The 17,281-nt window shown below is 71.9% G+C and carries 22 protein-coding genes and 1 tRNA gene; 12 read left to right on the forward strand and 11 right to left on the reverse strand.

Annotation, left to right across the window (positions count from 1 at the left end; all coding sequences use genetic code 11):
• Positions 1–69 precede the first annotated feature (69 nt).
• Entirely contained in the window at positions 70–1,527 is a 1,458-nt protein-coding gene (locus AB0F52_RS32385) for an NAD(P)/FAD-dependent oxidoreductase (protein ID WP_360179318.1), read from the reverse strand.
• A 113-nt stretch (positions 1,528–1,640) separates the two neighbouring features.
• Between AB0F52_RS32385 and AB0F52_RS32390 the strand changes: the two genes are divergently transcribed.
• Both AB0F52_RS32390 and AB0F52_RS32395 read left to right on the forward strand, forming a co-directional pair.
• Complete coding sequence (locus AB0F52_RS32390) at positions 1,641–2,198, forward strand: TetR/AcrR family transcriptional regulator (protein ID WP_285993936.1); 558 nt, start codon at positions 1,641–1,643, stop codon at positions 2,196–2,198.
• Positions 2,199–2,402: 204 nt separating this feature from the next.
• Positions 2,403–2,822 (forward strand): hypothetical protein, encoded by a 420-nt coding sequence (locus AB0F52_RS32395; RefSeq protein WP_360179411.1) that lies wholly within the window; start codon positions 2,403–2,405, stop codon positions 2,820–2,822.
• 3 nt (positions 2,823–2,825) lie between these two features.
• On the opposite strand, the gene AB0F52_RS32400 is transcribed toward AB0F52_RS32395, so the two are convergent.
• Complete coding sequence (locus AB0F52_RS32400) at positions 2,826–3,047, reverse strand: DUF3618 domain-containing protein (RefSeq protein WP_103344333.1); 222 nt, start codon at positions 3,045–3,047, stop codon at positions 2,826–2,828.
• 100 nt (positions 3,048–3,147) lie between these two features.
• On the opposite strand from AB0F52_RS32400, the gene AB0F52_RS32405 reads away from it, so the two are divergent.
• Positions 3,148–3,221, forward strand: a tRNA-Leu gene (locus tag AB0F52_RS32405).
• 320 nt (positions 3,222–3,541) lie between these two features.
• Here AB0F52_RS32405 and AB0F52_RS32410 read toward each other — a convergent pair.
• Positions 3,542–4,483, reverse strand: coding sequence for a saccharopine dehydrogenase NADP-binding domain-containing protein (locus AB0F52_RS32410; protein ID WP_360179320.1), 942 nt, complete (start codon positions 4,481–4,483; stop codon positions 3,542–3,544).
• Between the two features lie 70 nt (positions 4,484–4,553).
• On the opposite strand from AB0F52_RS32410, the gene AB0F52_RS32415 reads away from it, so the two are divergent.
• Both AB0F52_RS32415 and AB0F52_RS32420 read left to right on the forward strand, forming a co-directional pair.
• Positions 4,554–5,471: a helix-turn-helix domain-containing protein gene (locus AB0F52_RS32415; RefSeq protein WP_360179322.1), complete on the forward strand. Its 918-nt coding sequence runs from the start codon at positions 4,554–4,556 to the stop codon at positions 5,469–5,471.
• A gap of 50 nt (positions 5,472–5,521) precedes the next feature.
• Complete coding sequence (locus AB0F52_RS32420; RefSeq protein ID WP_360179413.1) at positions 5,522–5,983, forward strand: NAD(P)-binding domain-containing protein; 462 nt, start codon at positions 5,522–5,524, stop codon at positions 5,981–5,983.
• Here AB0F52_RS32420 and AB0F52_RS32425 read toward each other — a convergent pair.
• Positions 5,977–7,059 carry an aldo/keto reductase gene (locus AB0F52_RS32425; protein WP_360179324.1) on the reverse strand — a complete coding sequence of 361 codons (1,083 nt, stop codon included), beginning with the start codon at positions 7,057–7,059 and terminating at the stop codon, positions 5,977–5,979. The genes AB0F52_RS32420 and AB0F52_RS32425 overlap by 7 nt on opposite strands.
• Positions 7,060–7,177: 118 nt before the next feature.
• On the opposite strand from AB0F52_RS32425, the gene AB0F52_RS32430 reads away from it, so the two are divergent.
• The 6 genes from AB0F52_RS32430 (at position 7,178) to AB0F52_RS32455 (ending at position 10,821) form a co-directional block, all read left to right on the forward strand.
• Positions 7,178–8,056, forward strand: coding sequence for an AraC family transcriptional regulator (locus AB0F52_RS32430; protein WP_360179326.1), 879 nt, complete (start codon positions 7,178–7,180; stop codon positions 8,054–8,056).
• Between the two features lie 49 nt (positions 8,057–8,105).
• Positions 8,106–8,993, forward strand: a complete 888-nt coding sequence (locus tag AB0F52_RS32435; RefSeq protein ID WP_360179328.1) for a hypothetical protein — start codon at positions 8,106–8,108, stop codon at positions 8,991–8,993.
• A 130-nt stretch (positions 8,994–9,123) separates the two neighbouring features.
• The gene (locus tag AB0F52_RS32440) at positions 9,124–9,306 is read left to right on the forward strand and encodes a hypothetical protein (protein ID WP_360179330.1); all 183 of its coding nucleotides are present in this window, start codon (positions 9,124–9,126) and stop codon (positions 9,304–9,306) included.
• Between the two features lie 190 nt (positions 9,307–9,496).
• Complete coding sequence (locus tag AB0F52_RS32445) at positions 9,497–10,042, forward strand: hypothetical protein (RefSeq protein ID WP_360179332.1); 546 nt, start codon at positions 9,497–9,499, stop codon at positions 10,040–10,042.
• A gap of 23 nt (positions 10,043–10,065) precedes the next feature.
• On the forward strand, positions 10,066–10,539 hold the full coding sequence (gene bcp / locus AB0F52_RS32450) for a thioredoxin-dependent thiol peroxidase (protein ID WP_360179334.1): 474 nt from the start codon (positions 10,066–10,068) through the stop codon (positions 10,537–10,539).
• Positions 10,540–10,692: 153 nt separating this feature from the next.
• On the forward strand, positions 10,693–10,821 hold the full coding sequence (locus AB0F52_RS32455) for a hypothetical protein (protein WP_360179336.1): 129 nt from the start codon (positions 10,693–10,695) through the stop codon (positions 10,819–10,821).
• A 46-nt stretch (positions 10,822–10,867) separates the two neighbouring features.
• On the opposite strand, the gene rdgB is transcribed toward AB0F52_RS32455, so the two are convergent.
• The 5 genes from rdgB to AB0F52_RS32480 are packed head-to-tail and all read right to left on the reverse strand — an operon-like array spanning position 10,868 to position 14,496.
• Positions 10,868–11,470 carry an RdgB/HAM1 family non-canonical purine NTP pyrophosphatase gene (gene rdgB / locus AB0F52_RS32460; protein WP_360179338.1) on the reverse strand — a complete coding sequence of 201 codons (603 nt, stop codon included), beginning with the start codon at positions 11,468–11,470 and terminating at the stop codon, positions 10,868–10,870.
• Entirely contained in the window at positions 11,467–12,243 is a 777-nt protein-coding gene (gene rph, locus AB0F52_RS32465) for a ribonuclease PH (protein ID WP_360179340.1), read from the reverse strand. Before rph ends, rdgB begins: the two co-directional genes overlap by 4 nt.
• Before the next feature lie 23 nt (positions 12,244–12,266).
• Positions 12,267–13,034, reverse strand: a complete 768-nt coding sequence (locus AB0F52_RS32470) for an MBL fold metallo-hydrolase (RefSeq protein WP_360179342.1) — start codon at positions 13,032–13,034, stop codon at positions 12,267–12,269.
• Between the two features lie 29 nt (positions 13,035–13,063).
• Entirely contained in the window at positions 13,064–13,870 is an 807-nt protein-coding gene (murI, locus tag AB0F52_RS32475) for a glutamate racemase (protein ID WP_360179344.1), read from the reverse strand.
• Positions 13,867–14,496 (reverse strand): rhomboid family intramembrane serine protease, encoded by a 630-nt coding sequence (locus AB0F52_RS32480; protein WP_360179346.1) that lies wholly within the window; start codon positions 14,494–14,496, stop codon positions 13,867–13,869. The genes murI and AB0F52_RS32480 overlap by 4 nt, the downstream gene beginning before the upstream one ends.
• Before the next feature lie 92 nt (positions 14,497–14,588).
• On the opposite strand from AB0F52_RS32480, the gene AB0F52_RS32485 reads away from it, so the two are divergent.
• Positions 14,589–15,440 carry an arylamine N-acetyltransferase gene (locus AB0F52_RS32485; RefSeq protein ID WP_360179348.1) on the forward strand — a complete coding sequence of 284 codons (852 nt, stop codon included), beginning with the start codon at positions 14,589–14,591 and terminating at the stop codon, positions 15,438–15,440.
• A gap of 2 nt (positions 15,441–15,442) precedes the next feature.
• Here the strand turns inward: AB0F52_RS32485 and AB0F52_RS32490 are convergent, their stop codons facing one another.
• Positions 15,443–16,159, reverse strand: coding sequence for an aspartate/glutamate racemase family protein (locus AB0F52_RS32490; RefSeq protein ID WP_360179415.1), 717 nt, complete (start codon positions 16,157–16,159; stop codon positions 15,443–15,445).
• 171 nt (positions 16,160–16,330) lie between these two features.
• Positions 16,331–17,281 carry a cysteine synthase gene (locus AB0F52_RS32495; RefSeq protein WP_360179350.1) on the reverse strand — a complete coding sequence of 317 codons (951 nt, stop codon included), beginning with the start codon at positions 17,279–17,281 and terminating at the stop codon, positions 16,331–16,333.

Below are 17,281 nucleotides of genomic sequence, written 5' to 3' on the forward strand. Positions count from 1 at the left end.
CAGCGCAGTGAATGACTCATTCCTGTCGTTGGATGACAGGAATGAGTCATTCACTGCGTCTGGGCCGGGTCAGCCGACCTGGAAGTCCTCGCGCCGCACCTTCCGCGTGTCGAGCCAGTACCGCCAGGTGAAGCCGGGCCAGATCGTCCGGTTGACGCCCTTCGCGTCCAGGTACCAGCTCTTGCAGCCGCCGCGGGTCCAGATGCCCTTCGCGAGCTTGCGCTGGATCCGCGCGTTGAACCGCTCCTGGACTTCGGGCTTCGGCTCGATCGCCCGGCCCTCGGCCAGCCGCAGCGCTTCGGCGATGTAGGAAATCTGCGCCTCGATCATGAACACGACGGAGTTGTGCCCGAGGCCGGTGTTGGGGCCGAGCAGGAAGAACAGGTTCGGGAACCCCGCGACGGTGATCCCGAGGTGCGTCCGCATCCCCTCGGTCGCCCACTCCTTGCCGAGGTTGCGCCCGTTGCGGCCGACGATCTCCAGGTCGTCGAAGGCGTCGGTGACGTGGAAGCCGGTGCCGTAGATGATGACGTCGGCTTCGTGCTCGACACCCGCGGCGTCGACGATGCTGTGCTCGCGGACCTCCCGCACGCCCTCGGTGACGACGTCGACGTTGTCGCGCGCCAGTGCCGGGTAGTAGTCGTTGGAGACGAGCACTCGCTTGCAGCCCATCGTGTAGTCCGGGGTCACCTTGCGCCGCAGCCGCGGGTCCTCGATCGCGCGGTCGATGTGGCGCTTGGCGATCCCCTGCCCGAGCTTCATCACCCACGACTGGCCGTTGAAGCCGATCGCCCGCGCTTCGAGCAACCAGTAGAGCAGGGTGCGGTAGGCGCGCTGGGCCGGCGGGAACGCCTTGAACAGCGCGCGCGTCCGGCCGGACATCTCGTGGTCGGCCTTCGGCATGATCCACGGCGGCGTCCGCTGGAACAACGTCAGCTCCGCCACCGCGGGCGCGATCTCCGGCACGAACTGGACCGCGCTGGCGCCGGTGCCGATGACCGCGACCTTCTTTCCCGCGAGGTCGACGTCGTGCCGCCACCGCGCGGAGTGGTAGGCGGGACCCGCGAACTTCTCGATCCCGGGCAGCTCCGGGATCATCGGCAGGTGGAGCGCGCCGACCCCGGCGACCAGCGCGGTGCCGATGAACTCGTCGCCGCCCCTCGTGGCGACGTGCCACCGGTTCTCCTCGGTGTCCCAGCGGGCGCCGGTCATCTCCTGGCCGAACCGGACGAACCGCCGCAGGTCGTGCTTGTCGGCGACCTCGCGCAGGTAGCGCCAGATCTCCGGCTGCGGCGAGTAGGCCCGCGACCAGCCCGGGTTCTGCTCGAAGGAGAACGAGTACATGTGCGACGGGATGTCGCAGGCGCAGCCCGGGTAGCTGTTGTCGCGCCAGGTGCCGCCGACGTCGTGGGCCTTTTCGAGGATGACGAAGTCCTCCCGGCCCTCTTCGAGCAGCTGGATCGCCATGCCGAGACCGGAGAACCCGGTCCCGACGATGACGACCCCGGTCTCCGTGCGGTTGCCCATGACGCCTCCGAGTTCCTGTTACTCGCCGTCCATCTTACTGAGAGTAGGTTACCAGCGGTAGAGTGTTACCCGTGACCACCGCGAAGCGCAAGCGCATGCCACGGGCCGACCGGATGCGGCAGATGATCGAGGTCGCCGAGCAGGTCTTTTCGGCGCGCGGCTACGCGGCGGCGTCGATGGACGAGATCGCCGAACTGGTGGGCGTCTCGAAGCCGATGCTCTACGAGTACTTCAACTCGAAGGAAGGCCTGCTGCTGGCCTGCATCCGGGAGTCGCGGGCGGTGCTGCGCGAGGTCACCGAGCAGGCGACGGTCGGCGCGGTGGACGCCGAAGACGCGCTGCGGCGCGGCCTGCTGGCCTTCTTCGTCTTCATCCGCGAACGGCGTCAGGCGTGGTCGCTGCTGCGGCACGAGATGGTGCTGATCGGCACGCCGGCCGCCGACGAGGTCGAGGAGACCCGGCGGCAGCAGACCGACCTCATCGCCGCGCTGATGAGCGGCCACTTCGACAGCGGGGATGACCTGCGGGCCGAAGCGGCCGCGGAATTCGTGGTCGGAGCGTGCGAACGGCTCGCGATCTGGTGCGAGCGCCATGACGAAGTGAGCCCCGAGACGGCCACCGAATACGCCATGGACGTGCTGTGGACCGGCCTGCGGCAGCGTGCACGTTAGCCCGCACGTGCGCTGGGCCACACGGTCGTTACTCAGCGTTGTCGTGTCCTGTGACACAGAGTTGCACTACGGTACCGATGACAAGGTAGAAAGTGTGCTGGACCTTCGCGACCGGAGGAGGGGCGCGGGAACCACGTCACGAAAACGCGGTGACCGCGTCACGGTTGTGTAAGGATGCTGGTGAGGGAGAGGGGCGTGAGGCAGATGGTGGAAGCGATCACGGCGACGTACGTCCAGGACGACGCCGACTGGGCCATCACGGTCAGCGGCCGCGGCAAGGAGCTGACCGCGCGAGCGCCCGGCATCATCGCCGCGCGCGACCGGGCCGACCAGCTGGTCGAGGAGCTCGCCGGCGACGGCAAGACCACGGTGGTGCACCTGCTCAACGGGAGTGCGCTGGACTTCACCAGTGCCTACATGACGGCCCGGCTGACGCTCCCGAAGCTGCCGCCGCTCGAGGTCCCGCCGCCCGGCAGCGTGCCGAAGCAGCAGACTCCGGCGGCGGCGGGCAAGAAGCCGCAGCTGCCGCCGAGCAAGCAGCTGCCGAAGGCGGTCGAGGACCGCAAGAGCCCGGCAGCGCCGGCGCCCGCTGCCGAGAGCAAGGCGCCGGCGAAACAGGCCTGAGCGCTACTTGAGGAGCTTGCGCACCAGCAGGACCACCACGAGGACGCCCGCACCGATCAGCGGGAACTTGACCTTGGGGTTGTCCAGCTTGGCGCGCACGCCGTCCTTGGCCGCGTCGGCGAGCTTCTTCGGGTCGGCCTTGACGGTCAGCTGGTCGAGCGTCGCCGCCAGAGCGGTCCTAGCCTGCTCGATCTCACGCTCGATCGTCTCGGGATCGCGGGCCACTTGTCCTCCTCGCCGCAAGGGACTTCCAAGGCCCCAACTTAGTCGACCGCCCCGCCGCCTCCGCACGGGCCACGCCGCACGCTAGGCTGCGAAGCGCCGGGGGCCCGTAGCCCAATTGGCAGAGGCACACGGTTTAGGTCCGTGCCAGTGAGAGTTCGAGTCTCTCCGGGCCCACTCGCGCGTGGGCGAGGTCTGCGTGCGGCAGGTGCGCGCCGGCCTCGCTCGTCGCGCCTCGCGGGGGATACCGCCCGCCGGGGGCCGCGGACGAAGGCACCGTGCGGGACATGCTGCGTTCCACAGCGTGGCACCGGGTGCGGTGGTCCCTCATTCGTTTCCGAACCGATCTGCTCACGGTCATCCTCGCTTTCTACTTCTCCCGGCGCCTCTGGTACGTGCCCATCGTCGTGCAGTTCATCTCCCTCCTCAGCTGCATTCCGGCGCTGTTCAAGACGCCCGGCGGCGAACGGGCCGTCGGCCCCGCCGACTTCGGCGGCCTACTCGACCGTGATGTGCGGGGCCAGCGCCCGCAGGAAGTCGGCGGCGTCGAACATCTCCCCCGCCGGCGCGACGCCCTTCACCTTGACCCGCCCGGTCAGGATCCGGTCCACCGCCTCCACCGCCAGCGGCGCACTCACCGCGTAGATGTCCTCGCCGCGCGCCACGATCCGGCGTTCCTCCTCCCCGGCTCGCACCACGACGTCCACCACGAACGTCTCGGCCGCGTCGCGCTCGCCCGCCGCCGCCAGGCCTTCCGCCGCGTCGACCGTCATGTAGCTGATGACGTCGCGCACCGGCAAGTGCCGCGGGATGGTGACGATGTCGGCCATCGAGAACTCGCCCAGGACGGGCCGGGGGCCGAGCGGCTCGGGGAACGGCCACTCCCGCGTCGGCAGGGCGTCGTCGCGGTACTCCAGCCGTCCTCCCGCGAAGCGGATGCGCTTGCCGTCACGGCGTTCCCGGGACACCCGGCCCGCGGCGAGGGTCCCGGCCGTGGGGCGCCAGCCGCTGAGCCCGTAGGCGACGTGCACCTCGTCGGCCGCCGTCCAGTCGCCCATCGCAGCCGTGGCCAGCAGATCGGCCAGGCCGCCGAAGAATGCCATGGCGGGCACCACGGCGGTGTCGGCGGTCAGCGCGAGGGTGTCGAGGTTCGCCTCGAGTTCGGCGGCGACGTCCACGTACGGAACGCCGGCGCGGATGGCCGCCTCGGCGACCGGCAGGGCCGTCTCGGCGAACGGGCCCGCGCAGTTGATCACCGCGGCCACGCCCTCGAGCGCGCGGTCGAGGGACGCCGGATCGTCGACCGACGCCGGCCGGCCGCCCGGCAGCTTCGCCGCGTTCCGTCCGGAAAGGACCACGTCGTAACCACGTCTCCGCAGCTCAGCCACCACGAAGCGGCCGGTGTGCCCGTAAGCGCCGTAAACCAGTACCGAAGTCATGGGGTAATCCTGGCGAGCGGCGGACGTCGCCACCAGTGTCCGGAACGACGTGATGCGTACACTTTCGGACATGCACGCTGTCGCCCTCGCCGCCACGGACGGGATGCTGTCGTTCGAGCTGACGATCGCCACCGAGGTGTTCGGCGACGATCCCCGGTACGGCTTCGCGGTCTGCGGCCCGGCCCCGGTGCGGGTGGGCCGGTTCCTGCTGGAGCCGGACCACGGCCTCGACCGGCTGGCGCGCGCGGACACGGTGCTCGTGCCGGGCTGGGCCGACGTCGACGCGGACCCGCCGGCCGGCCTGGTCGACGCGGTGCGCGCCGCCCACGCCCGCGGCGCACGGGTGGCGTCGCTGTGCACGGGCGCGTTCGTGCTGGCCGCGGCCGGGCTGCTGGACGGCTTGCGCGCCACCACGCACTGGGCCCACACGGACGTCCTCGCCGCCCGCTACCCGCGGGTGACGGTGGACCCGGACGTCCTCTACGTCGACAACGGCCAGGTCCTGACCTCGGCGGGCAAGGCGGCGGCCATGGACCTGTGCCTCCACCTGGTCCGCGCCGACCACGGCCCGGCGGCGGCCAACGCGATCGCCCGCCGCCTGGTGGTCCCACCGCACCGAGCGGGCGGCCAGGCCCAGTTCGTGACGGCACCGGTCCCCACCCGCGACGACCACCCGCTGGCCTCGCTGCTCCCGTGGATCACCGCCCGCCTCGACCGCCCGCTGACGGTCGAGGACCTGGCCCGCCGGGCGAACATGAGCTCCCGCCACCTGGGCCGCCACTTCCGGTCGGCCACGGGCACGACGCCGTTGCAGTGGCTGCTGAACCAGCGCATCCGCCGCGCGCAGGAGCTGCTGGAGAACACGGACGCGAGCATCGACGCGGTCGCGGAGGCGGTCGGCATGGGCACCGCGACGACGTTGCGGCGGCACTTCAACCGGACGGTCGGCGTGCCCCCGGACACCTACCGCCGCACGTTCCGCAGTTAGGTCCACCATGCAGTCGTACGGGTTCGTGGGCCGCGGAGCTCACCGCGGCCATCGTCGAAGGCCTCACCACCAGCACTCCGCCGCAAGTCTTCCTCTCGCCCCGCAACCACGGCATCGCCCGCGACCTGGCCGGCCGGTTCCCGAACGCGCGGATCTGCGGCAGCAACCAGGAAGTGCTCGACCACACGACGGCCGTCTTGATCGCCGTGCGCCCGCAGGTCGTCCGGGACGTGCTGGCGGAGCTCACCTTCCGCCCGGACCACGTCGTGGTGAGCGCGGTCGCCGGGGTCGCCCTCGCCGACCTGCGTGACCGGTCTCGCCGGCCGGGCGGGTCGTCCCCGCAAGCGAAACCGCTCCGCCGGCACGATGGCACCCTCGACCAGCTGGCCGCCGAGCACATGACCCCCGGCGGCGTCAACGAGCAGTACCGGACCGCCCTGCGGGAAGCCGGTGTGCCGGGCCACCTCGCCCACGGCCTCGACGCCGTCCTCGCCCGCCTGACAACTCAGTAGCGGACCTCGCTCTGCAGCAACGGCGGGTACACAGTGGACGGTTCACCGTCGACCGTCGCGCCCGCGAACTGGAGCATCGCCCGCTGGGCGCCGTGCATCGGGGCCGGGTAGTCCAGCGTCGGCGCCGACACCTCGTCCAGCCGAGCCAGCTGCGCCGGCGTCAGCGTCACCTCGAGCGCGGCGAGGTTGCCGGTCAGGTGCTCCAGCCGCCGCGCGCCGATGATCGGGACCACCGTTCCGCGCCGCGCGCGCAACCACGCCAGCGACACCGCCGCGGACGTCGACCCGATCTCCCCGGCGATCGCGGCGACGGCGTCGAGGACCGCGAACTCCGCTTCGGACGGACCGCCGACGAAAGCCGCGCGGGCGGACTCCGGCGCCGGAGCGCCACGCCGGTACTTGCCCGACAGGAAACCGTTCTTCAGGGGGCTCCACGGCACCAGCGCCATGCCCTGGTCGAGCGCGAACGGCGCCAGCTCGCCCTCGACCGTCCGCGCCAGCAGCGAATACTCGACCTGCAGCGCGATCAACGGCGTCCAGCCGCGCAGCAAGGCGGTCGCCTGCGCCTGCGCGGTGACCCACGCCGGGGTGTTGGAGAAGCCGACGTACCGGATCTTGCCCGCGCGCACCAGGTCGTCGAGGGCCCGCATGGTCTCCTCGATCGGCGTGCGGCGGTCCCAGTTGTGCAGCCAGTACAGGTCGAGGTGGTCGGTGCGCAGCCGCCGGAGCGTCTCGTCGAGCTGGGCGATGATCGACGCCCGGCCGGCGCCGCCGCCGTTGGGGTCGCCGGGGAACAGGTTGCCGAAGAACTTCGACGCGAGCACCACCCGCGCACGGTGGCCGGGGCGGGCGGCGAAGAAGTCGCCGAGGATCTTTTCCGAATGCCCGTTGGTGTAGAAGTTCGCCGTGTCGACGAAGTTGCCGCCGAGGTCGAGGTAGGTCGCGAGGATCTTTTCGGACTCCTCGACACCGCAGCCGGCGCCACCGGGGTCTTCCCCGAAGGTCATCGCGCCGAGGGCGAAGGGGCTGACGCGGAGGCCGGACCGGCCGAGGGTGACGTAGTGATCGAGTGACACGAAACTCTCCTTGTTCAGCGGATCGACTGAGACCAGGAAACCGCGAACACCCTGTTCACCGGTAGACCGATCGCCTCGACCTCTTGCACGATCCTCTCGGCCCCGGTTACCTGGACGAGTGCTCGAACAACTCCGCGACCTCGTCACCCGGCACGCGCACGCCGACCTGCGCACGCCGGTGCCGGGCCTGCTGCTGTCCAAAGTGGAAACGAGCGAACCGCACCACTCGCTCGCCGAGCCGCTGCTGGTCGTCATGGCCCAGGGCGGCAAACGCCTGCTGCTCGGCGAACACGTGCACGAGTACCGCGCCGGGCAATACCTGCTGGTCGGCACCGACCTGCCGGTGACCGGCCACTTCGTCGGCGCCACCCCGCGGACGCCGGCACTGGGCCTCGGCCTGGCCCTGCGGCCCGCGGCGATCGCCCCGCTGCTGCTCGAGGCACCGCCGCGCACCCCGCCCGCGTCCCCCATCGCCATCGACGACGCCGGTCCGGAGCTGCTGGACGCGGCGCTGCGGCTGCTGCGGCTGCTCGACCACCCGTCCGACGCGCCCGTGCTCGCGCCGCTGATCGAGCGGGAGATCCTCTGGCGGCTGCTGACCGGCCGGCACGGCGGCCTGGTCCGCCGGATCGGCCTGGCCGACAGCGGCGCCGCCCACGTCGGCCGCGCCATCCGCTGGATCCGGGCCAACTACGCCGAGCCGATGCGGGTCGAGGAACTCGCGCGGCTGAGCGGGCTGAGCGCGTCGGCGTTCCACCGCCACTTCCGCGCGGTGACGGCGATGAGCCCGCTGCAGTTCCAGAAGCGCATCCGCCTGCAGGAAGCCCGGTCACTGCTGCTGGCCGACGCGGGCGACGTCGCCGGTGTCGGGCACCTCGTCGGCTACGACAGCCCTTCGCAGTTCAACCGCGAGTACCGCCGCCTGTTCGGTGCCCCACCCGGGCAGGACGCGGCGCGGCTGCGCGAGGCCCCCTCCGTCGGGCCCCGGCTGCCCTGAGGTCCGATCCGTTCAAGACCGCCGGCCGCACCGGTGCGAGGCTGGCGGCATGTCCGTGAACCTTCCCGCGGCGGCGTCCTTCATGGCGACGCACGCCCGCCTCCTCGACCGCCGCCGCTTCGAGCTGCTCGGCGGTGCCACCGGCGCCGACGCGGTGCTGGCCGCCGTCGACGGCTACCGCAATGCGGACGGCGGCTACGGCTGGGGCCTCGAGCCGGACCTGCGGGCCCCGGAAAGCCAGCCCGGCGGTGCCCTCCACGCCTTCGAGGTGTTCGAAGAAATCGCCCCGGCGACGACACCGCACGCGGCGAAGCTCTGCGACTGGCTGGCCACGGCGTCCCGCCCGGACGGTGGCCTGCCGTTCGCCCGGCCGGTGGCGGACCCGGCCGGCTGCGCGCCCTTCTGGGTCCAGGCCGATCCGGCGGAGGCCACCCTGCAGAGCACCGCGTTCACCGCGGGCGTGGCCCTGCGCGTCGCCCGCCACGACCGGGCCGTGCGCGAGCACCCGTGGCTGGCCGCGGCGACCCGGTACTGCTTCCGCGCCATCCGCGAGCTTTCCGCGCCGCCGCACGCGATCGCGTTGTCCTTCGCGGTGCAGTTCGCGGACGCGGCGCACGAACTCCACGCGGAGGCACCCGCGCTCCTGGACCACCTCGCCGCGTTCGTCCCGGCCGACGGACTGGCCCCGGTGGACGGTGGTTCGGAGGGCGAAACCCTCCGCGCCCTGGACTTCGCCCCACTGCCGGACCGCCCGGCGCGCGCGTTGTTCGCCGACGACGTCATCGAGGCCGAACTGGGACGGCTCGCGGCCGCGCAACAGGACGACGGTGGCTGGCGGGTGGATTTCGCGAGCTTCTCGCCGGCCGCGGCGCTCGAATGGCGTGGTTACTCGACCGTCCGTGCGGTGACGATCCTGCGTCGTCACGGACTCGCCTGAGTTTCTACACGAGTGGCGCCGAGGTTCACCCGGCCGTGGCGTGTCGGAAGTGGACGGCCGCCCGTGCCTTCCGGCGTGCGTGGCCGAACGCGTACTGTGACGGGGGAAACCGCGCCCCCGGAGGTGAAGCATGTCGTCGCGCAATCCGTTGCACTGGATCGCCGGGTGGGTGGACTGGTTCGAGGAACGCGGCGTGTACGTGCCGGGCGAGGAGAGCCGGGCGGTCGATCCGGTCCGGGATTTCGGCTGGCTGATGGCGGCGTGGGTGGCCGGCGTCGCGATCTTCATCCTGTTGTTCGCGCTCGCGGTTTAAGTGGCATGTGGCCAGAGATTGTCACCAGCCGTGCCGTTCCGGTCACGGATTGGCCACGGGGTGGCACCAGGTGCGCGACAACCCCCGGTTGCGCCTCGTAACCGCGCGCGATCACGGCCAGAGTGGAGCGGGTTCGCCCGGCAATCCCCCGTTGCCGACGGCACCCGACCCGCCGACTGGAGTACCCGCAATGGCGCTCGCGCGCACCCGCAAGATCATGTTCACCGCAGGACTGCTCGGCCTGGCGGTGGCGTGCGGGGTCCCCTCGGCTCACGACGGCACCGCGGCCCTCGGCGTGGCCGGCTCCCCCGCGGGCGCCGGCACCTCGGTCTCCCCGGCGGGCCACGACCTCAAGTTCGGCGCCGACCACCGGTTCGCCAGCGGCCTCACCATCTCGGTCGGCTCCCCGCAGTCGTTCCGGCCCAGCCCGTCGGCGTACCCGCAGAGCCCGCGCGGCGCGGCCTTCGACGTCCAGCTGACCAACGACGGCTCGACGACGTACAAGCTCTCGGGCCTCAACGTGACCGCCACCTCGAGTGGCGCCGCGGTCAAGCAGGTCGTGGACACCACCCAGGGCTTCACCGGCATCACCGACGCGGGCAAGGACGTCATGCCGGGCCGCTCGGTGCACATCACGCTTGCGTTCGCGGTCCCCCGCGAGCAGACGCAGCTGCGGCTGCAGATCCGGCCGAGCGCGACCGAGGCCGTCGCGGTCACCTACTGCGGCCCCGCCTGAGCCACCGCCATTAAGCTCGGGGCATGACCGAGCGCCTTTCCCCCGGTGACGAAGCCCCGGACTTCACCCTGCCCGACAGCGAGGGCAACGAGGTGTCGCTGCGCGACTTCCGCGGCCGGTCCGTCGTCGTGTACTTCTACCCGGCGGCGAGCACCCCGGGCTGCACCAAGCAGGCCTGCGACTTCCGCGACAACCTCACCGAGCTGAACGACGCCGGCTACCAGGTCGTCGGCATCTCGCCGGACAAGCAGGCGAAGCTCGCGAAGTTCGTTTCGAACGAGGGCCTCACGTTCCCGCTGCTGGGTGACCCCGAGAAGACGGTCATAGAAGCGTGGGGCGCGTACGGCGAGAAGAAGAACTACGGCAAGACGTACCTGGGCGTGATCCGCTCGACGTTCGTCGTCGACCCGGAAGGCAAGATCGCCCACGCCTTCTACAACGTCCGGGCGACCGGCCACGTGGCGAAGCTGATCCGGGACCTCGGCCTGGCTGCCTGATCCCGATCGCAGGCTTGCCCCTGCCCCGTTCCGCCGGAATCATCCGGCGGTCCGAGGGCGGGAGGACGCCTTGACCGACCAAGGCGGATCTGTCCGACGAAGCTCTCTTGGCCGCGGACGCCGATCCGGAGCCATCTCCGTCACGCACGCCATTTGCGGCTGCTGGCGGCGGCGAGCCTGGAGATGGTGAGCAAACTCGATCCGGCTGTCATCGAGCGGGTGGAGGCGGTGATCCGGGAGCAGCTGGCGCCGCCGCCCGGACACGGATCACCGTCGACCTGATCGATACCGCCCATCACGGCAGCGAAAAGCTCGGCGTCAAACTGAGCTAAGCCAGCTCCCGCAGCGCCGGCAGCAGGGCCCGCAAAGCCAGCCCCCGGTGGGAAACCGCGTCCTTCTCCGCCGGCTCCATCTCCGCCGACGTCCGGCTCTCGCCGTCCGGCCGGAAGATCGGGTCGTACCCGAAGCCGTTCACCCCACGCCGTTCCCGGACCAGCGTGCCGCGCCATTCGCCCCGGACCACCGTCTCCTCGCCCGACGGCAGCACCAAAGCCGCGGCGCAGACGAACTGGGCTCCCCGGCGCTCGTCGGGCACGTCACGAAGCTGCCCCAGCACCAGGTCGAGGTTCGCCTCGTCGTCCCCGTGCCGCCCGGACCACCGGGCCGACAGCACGCCGGGCATGCCGTTCAACGCGTCGACCGCGATGCCCGAGTCGTCCGCGATGGCCGGCAATCCGGTCGCCGCCACCGCGTCGCGGGCCTTCGCCACCGCGTTGCCCTCGAAGTCGGGAGCCGTCTCGGGCGCCTCGGGAAAGTCGGGCACGTCCGCGAGGCCGATCACCTCGAGGCCCGAAAGACCTTCCGCGGCCACGATCCGCCGCAGCTCGCCCAGCTTCTTCGCGTTGCGCGTGGCCAGAAGCAGCTTCGTCACTTCGAGCCCTTCTTCTTGTCCGGGCGCGGCTCCGGCAGCTCACCCGGGTAGGGCAGCGCCAGGGCCTCGTTCTGCAGGCGGGTCAGCTCCGCGCAGCCCGCGAGCGCCAGGTCGAGCATCGTGTCCAAAGTGGACCGGGCGAAGGTGGCGCCCTCGCCGGTGCCCTGGACCTCGATCAGGGTGCCCGCGTCGGTGGCCACCACGTTCATGTCGACCTCGGCGCGCGAGTCCTCTTCGTACGGCAGGTCGAGCCGGACCCGGCCGTCGACGACGCCGACGCTCACCGCCGCCACCGACGACGACAGCGGCTGCGGGTCGTTCAGCCGGTTTGCCGCGCCCAGCCACGTGATCGCGTCCGCCAAGGCCACGTAACCGCCGGTCACCGCCGCCGTGCGGGTGCCGCCGTCGGCCTGGATGACGTCGCAGTCGATGACGATCGTGTTCTCGCCCAGCGCCGCCAGGTCGATGCAGGCCCGCAGCGAGCGGCCGATCAGCCGCGAGATCTCGTGCGTGCGGCCGCCGATCCGGCCCTTCACCGACTCACGGTCGCTGCGCGTGTTGGTCGCGGACGGCAGCATCGCGTACTCGGCCGTCACCCAGCCGAGGCCGGAGCCGGCCCGCCAGCGCGGCACCCCTTCGGTGACGCTCGCCGCGCACAGCACCCGCGTGTTGCCGAATTCGATCAGCACCGACCCCGCCGGCCACTGCTGGAACCCCCGGGTGATCTTGATGTCGCGGAGCTGGTCGTCGTTCCTGCCATCTTTACGAGCCACACGTGCACTCTATGACCGCGCGCTCAGACGTCGTAGACGGCACCCTGCTTGACGACCTCGGCGCCGGGGAACCCGGCCGAAGCCTCGGCCAGCACCGCCCCGGCGTCGGTCCAGGGCGCGATGTGCGTCAGCAGCAGCCGCCCGACGCCGGCGTCACGGGCCAGCTCACCGGCCTGCTTGCCCGACAGGTGCACCCCCGCCGGCCGCTCCGCCGAGTCCGTCCAGGACGCCTCGGCGAGCAGCAAGTCGACGCCGTCGGCGAGCTCGTTCAGCGCCGCGCACGGTCCGGTGTCGCCGGTGAAGGCGAGGATCCGGCCGCCGTAGGACAGCCGCAGCCCGTACGCCGGGGTCGGGTGGTCGACCTCGACCGCGACGGCCTCGAACGGCCCGATCCGGAAGGGCTCGGGCCGCAACGGCCGGAACTCGTAGACGTCGGAGAGGTCCGTGACGGCCCGCTCGATCTCGTTGGGGGCGTAGGCGTTGGCCAGCCGGACCGGGGCGTCCGGCGGGGCGTACAGCGGCAGCAGCCGCGGGCGCGCCGGGTACGGCGGCGCCGGGTGGTAGCGCCGCAGGACGGTGAGCGCGCTGACGTCGGCGCAGTGGTCGGGGTGCAGGTGCGTGAGCACGAGCGCGTCCAGGTCGAACGGGTCGGCCACGGCCTGCAGCTGCGCGAGCGTGCCGTTGCCGAGTTCGAGACCGAGCAGGAAGCCCTCGGCCTCGACCAGGTAGCCGGACGCGGCGGCGTTCGGCCCGGGGATGCTGCCGGAGCACCCGAGGATGGTCAGTCGCACGACGACACCCTAAGCGTCCACCGCCGCGATCACGCGGTGGTGGGAGCGAGGACACCCGGGGCGAACCCCATGAACCGCTGGGCGAGCCGGGTGAACGGCTCCGCCGAGCCGGTGGCGAGGAACTCGTGCCGCGGCGGGGTGTCCCGCGTGGTCAGCAGGTCCTGCTCGGTGAGCACGCGGACGAGGTCCTTGGCGGTCTCGTCCGCGCTCGAAACGAGCGTGACCTCCTGGCCCATCACGATCTGCAGCACGCCCTGCAGCAGCGGGTAGTGCGTGCAGCCGAGGACGAGCGTGTCGACCTGGGCGTCGAGCAGCGGCTGGAGGTAACCCTGCGCGAGCCCGAGCACCTGGCGCCCGGTCGTGATGCCGCGCTCGACGAAGTCGACGAACCGCGGGCAGGCGACGCTGGTGAGCGTGATGCCGGGCGCCGCGGTGAAGGCGTCTTCGTAAGCCCGCGACCGCACGGTGCCCTCGGTGCCGATCACGCCGACGCGGCCGGTGTGCGTCGCCACGACGGCGCGGCGCGTGGCGGGCAGGACGACCTCGATCACCGGGACGTCGTAGCGCTCGCGCGCGTCGCGCAGGCAGGCCGCGGACGCCGTGTTGCAGGCGATCACCAGTGCCTTCACCCCGCTCTCGACCAGTTCGTCGAGCGCCGCGAGCGCGTAGCTGCGGGCGGTGGCGATCGGGAGCGGGCCGTACGGGTTGTGCGCCGTGTCGCCGACGTAGCGGAGCTGCTCGGCGGGCAGCTGCTCGAGGATCGCCCTCGCGACCGTCAGCCCGCCGACGCCGGAATCGAACACGCCGATCGGGGCATCAGCGGGCGGGGACGTCACACTTCGAGGTTACCCGGCGCGGCTTTGCCGGCCCGGCGGGTGGTCAGCCAGGCCGCGAGAACGCCGGCCAGCGCGCCGAAGAGGTGGCCCTGCCAGGAGACGCCGGGGTTGCCCGGCAGCAGCCCGGCCAGCATGCCGCTCCACACGCCGAGCAGGACGACGGCGACCACGATCTGCCCGGCCGCGCGGTTGAACAGGCCGCGGACCAGCAGGTAGGCGAGCCAGCCGAAGGCCAGCCCGGACGCGCCGACGGTGACGCCGTCCGACGGCCCGACCAGCCACACGCCGAGCCCGGAAACCACCCAGATGATCGCCGTGACCAGCGCGAACCGGCCGATTCCGGCGGCCATCGCGAGGAAGGAGAACACCAGCACCGGGACGGTGTTCGCGAACAGGTGCGACCAGCCCAGGTGCAGGACCGGGGCGAACAGCACGCCGTCCAGCCCGGACAGCGCCCGCGAATGGATGCCGCCCTGGTCGAGGTCACCGGGGAGGATCACGTCGACCAGCTCGACCAGGTACAGCAGCAGGGTGAACGACAGCGCGACGATCGCGGCCGCCACCGGCTTCGGCGGCAGCACGCGCTTGGCGGCGGCGGTTTCCGGGGCGGGGCTCAAGGTGCTCACCCTTCGAGGCTACGGCGGGTCGTGGCCACTCCACCTCGGGTGAAATCCCTGATCCGGGGGTTTTGTCGGGGGTCGCCGCTACCGTGGCGGGCATGGGGAACTTCGACGTCACCGGATACCTGCAGCGGCTCGGCCTCGACGCGGAGCCGCCGAGCGCCGACGCCCTGCGGCGGCTGCACGCGGCACACGTGGAACGGGTGCCGTACGAGCCGCTGGAGATCCAGCTCGGGCGGACGACCTCGCTCGAGCCGTCGGCGTCGCTGGCGCGGATCCTGCGGGGCCGTGGCGGGTACTGCTACCACCTGAACGGGGCGTTCTCGGCGCTGCTGCGGGCACTCGGCTACCAGGTCACGCGCCACCACGGCGGGGTGCAGGGCGGCGCCGCGGACGCGCCGAACGTCGACCGGAACCACCTGGCCCTGACCGTCACCGGCCTGCCCGAGGACCCGTCGACGACCTGGCTGGTGGACGCCGGGCTGGGCGACGGCATCCACGAGCCGCTTCCCCTACGGGAAGGCACCTACGTCCAGGGCCCGCACACCTACCGGCTGCGGCCGTCGGAGGTGGCGCCGGGTGGCTGGCGGTTCGACCACGACCCCTCGGGCAGCTTCACCGGCTTCGACTTCGCACCCGGCCCGGCGGAGATGGCCGACTTCGCCGAGAAGCACGCGTGGCTGTCGACGGCGCCGGAGTCCGGGTTCGTGCGGGTCTGCGTGCTCCAGCGGCGCGACGCGGCCGGCGTCGACACCCTGCGGGCGCTGACCCTGAACCGCCACGGTGTCAAGGAGCTGATCGAGTCGCCGCCGGCCTGGTGGGCGGCGGCGGCCGACGTGTTCGGCGTCTCACCGGCGCAGTTCACGGACGAGGAGCGCGAGCGGCTGTGGCGGCAGGTCGTCGCGCAGCACGAAGCGCACACGGGCGGCGAGGCGGTGGTCAGCGTGTGACGTCAGGCGGGCGGCACGGGCAGCGAGGTGGTGCCCAGGGCGTAGTCCACCGCCGCCTCGGCGTGCAGGCGGGTCGTGGGGAACGTCGGCACCGGGCTGTCCTGCGGCCCGACGAGCAGTTCGATCTCGGTGCAGCCGTAGATGACGCCCTCGGCGCCCGCGCCGGCCAGCCGCGCGATCACGCCGCGGTAGGCCTCGCGGGACTCGGGCTTCACGACGCCGAGCACCAGCTCGTCGTAGATGATCCGGTGCACCAGGTCGCGGTCTTCGGCGCTGGGCACGAGCACGTCGAGCCCGTGCGCGGCGAGGCGGTCGCGGTAGAAGGGCTGCCCCATGGTGAAGCCGGTCCCGAGCAGCCCGACCCGGCGGACACCGGCGGCTTTGATGGCCGCGGCGGTGGCGTCGCCGAGGTGCAGCAGCGGGATGCCGAGGCCGTCTTCCAGCTGCCCGGCGACCTTGTGCATGGTGTTGGTGCACAGTACGACGAAGTCGGCCCCGGCGGCTTCGAGGGCTTTGGCGGCCCGGTTCAGCTCGGCACCGGCGTCGTCCCAGCGGCCGTCGGCCTGCATGGCTTCGATCGCGGCGAAGTCGACGGAGTAGAGCACGGTGCGCGCGGAGTGGAACCCGCCGAGGACGGTCTTCACCCGCTCGTTGACGAGCCGGTAGTACTCGATCGAGGATTCCCAGCTCATGCCGCCGAGCAGCCCGATGACCTTCATGCTCCCCAGCATGCCCGAACTGCGCACGGCGTTCGCCGGGGTTTCGAACGTCCTGGTCACCGACCACGCCCTCGACGCGCCGGTCGTCGCCGAGCTGACCGGCGCGGCGCCGGCCGGCGCGGGCCGACGGCGTCGACCTCGGCCTGCCCCCGCTGTGGCAGGCCGAGTGACTCAAGCCCAGAGCTGCCCGTCGAGCCGCTGGGCCGCCTCGTCGAGCGACCCCGCGTAGGCCCCCGTGGACAGGTACTTCCACCCGGCGTCCGCGACGACGAACGCCACATCCGCCGTGTCGCCCCGGGCCGCGGCCTTCTCGGCCACCGCCAAGGCCGCGTGCAGCACCGCGCCCGTCGAGATGCCCGCGAAGATGCCTTCGTTCTCCAGCAGCTCCCGGGTGCGCCGCAACGCGTCGTACGCCCCCACGGAGTACCGGCCGTTGAGCACCGAAGGGTCGTACAGCTCCGGCACGAACCCTTCGTCGAGGTTGCGCAGGCCGTACACCAGCTCGCCGTAGCGCGGCTCGGCCGCGATGATCCGGACGTCCGGCTTCGCCTCGTGCAGGTAGCGCCCGACGCCGACGAGCGTGCCCGTGGTGCCGAGGCCGCCGACGAAGTGCGTCAGCGTCGGCAGGTCCTTGAGCAGCTCCGGGCCGGTGCCGCGGTAGTGCGCGTCGGCGTTGGCCGGGTTGCCGTACTGGTAGAGCATCACCCAGTCCGGGTTCGCCTCGGCCAGCTCCTTCGCCCGCCGGACGGCCTCGTTCGAGCCACCCGCGGCCGGCGAGAAGACGATCCGCGCGCCGTAGGCCTGCAGCAGCTGTTTGCGCTCGATGGAGGTGTTCTCCGGCATCACGCAGACCAGCCCGTAGCCCTTGAGCTTGGCGGCCATGGCCAGCGAAATCCCGGTGTTGCCCGACGTCGGCTCCAGGATCGTGGAGCCGCGCCGCAGCTTGCCTTCGCGCTCGGCGGCTTCGATCATGGCCAGTGCGGGCCGGTCCTTGATCGAACCGGTCGGGTTGCGGTCCTCCAGCTTGGCCCACAGGCGCACGTCGTGCGTCGGGGAGAGCCGGGGCAGCCCGACCAGCGGGGTGCCGCCGAGCGCGTCGAGCAGGGACTCGAAGCGAGCCAT

The sequence above is a fragment of the Amycolatopsis sp. NPDC024027 genome (assembly GCF_040638975.1).
Taxonomy (GTDB): domain Bacteria; phylum Actinomycetota; class Actinomycetes; order Mycobacteriales; family Pseudonocardiaceae; genus Amycolatopsis.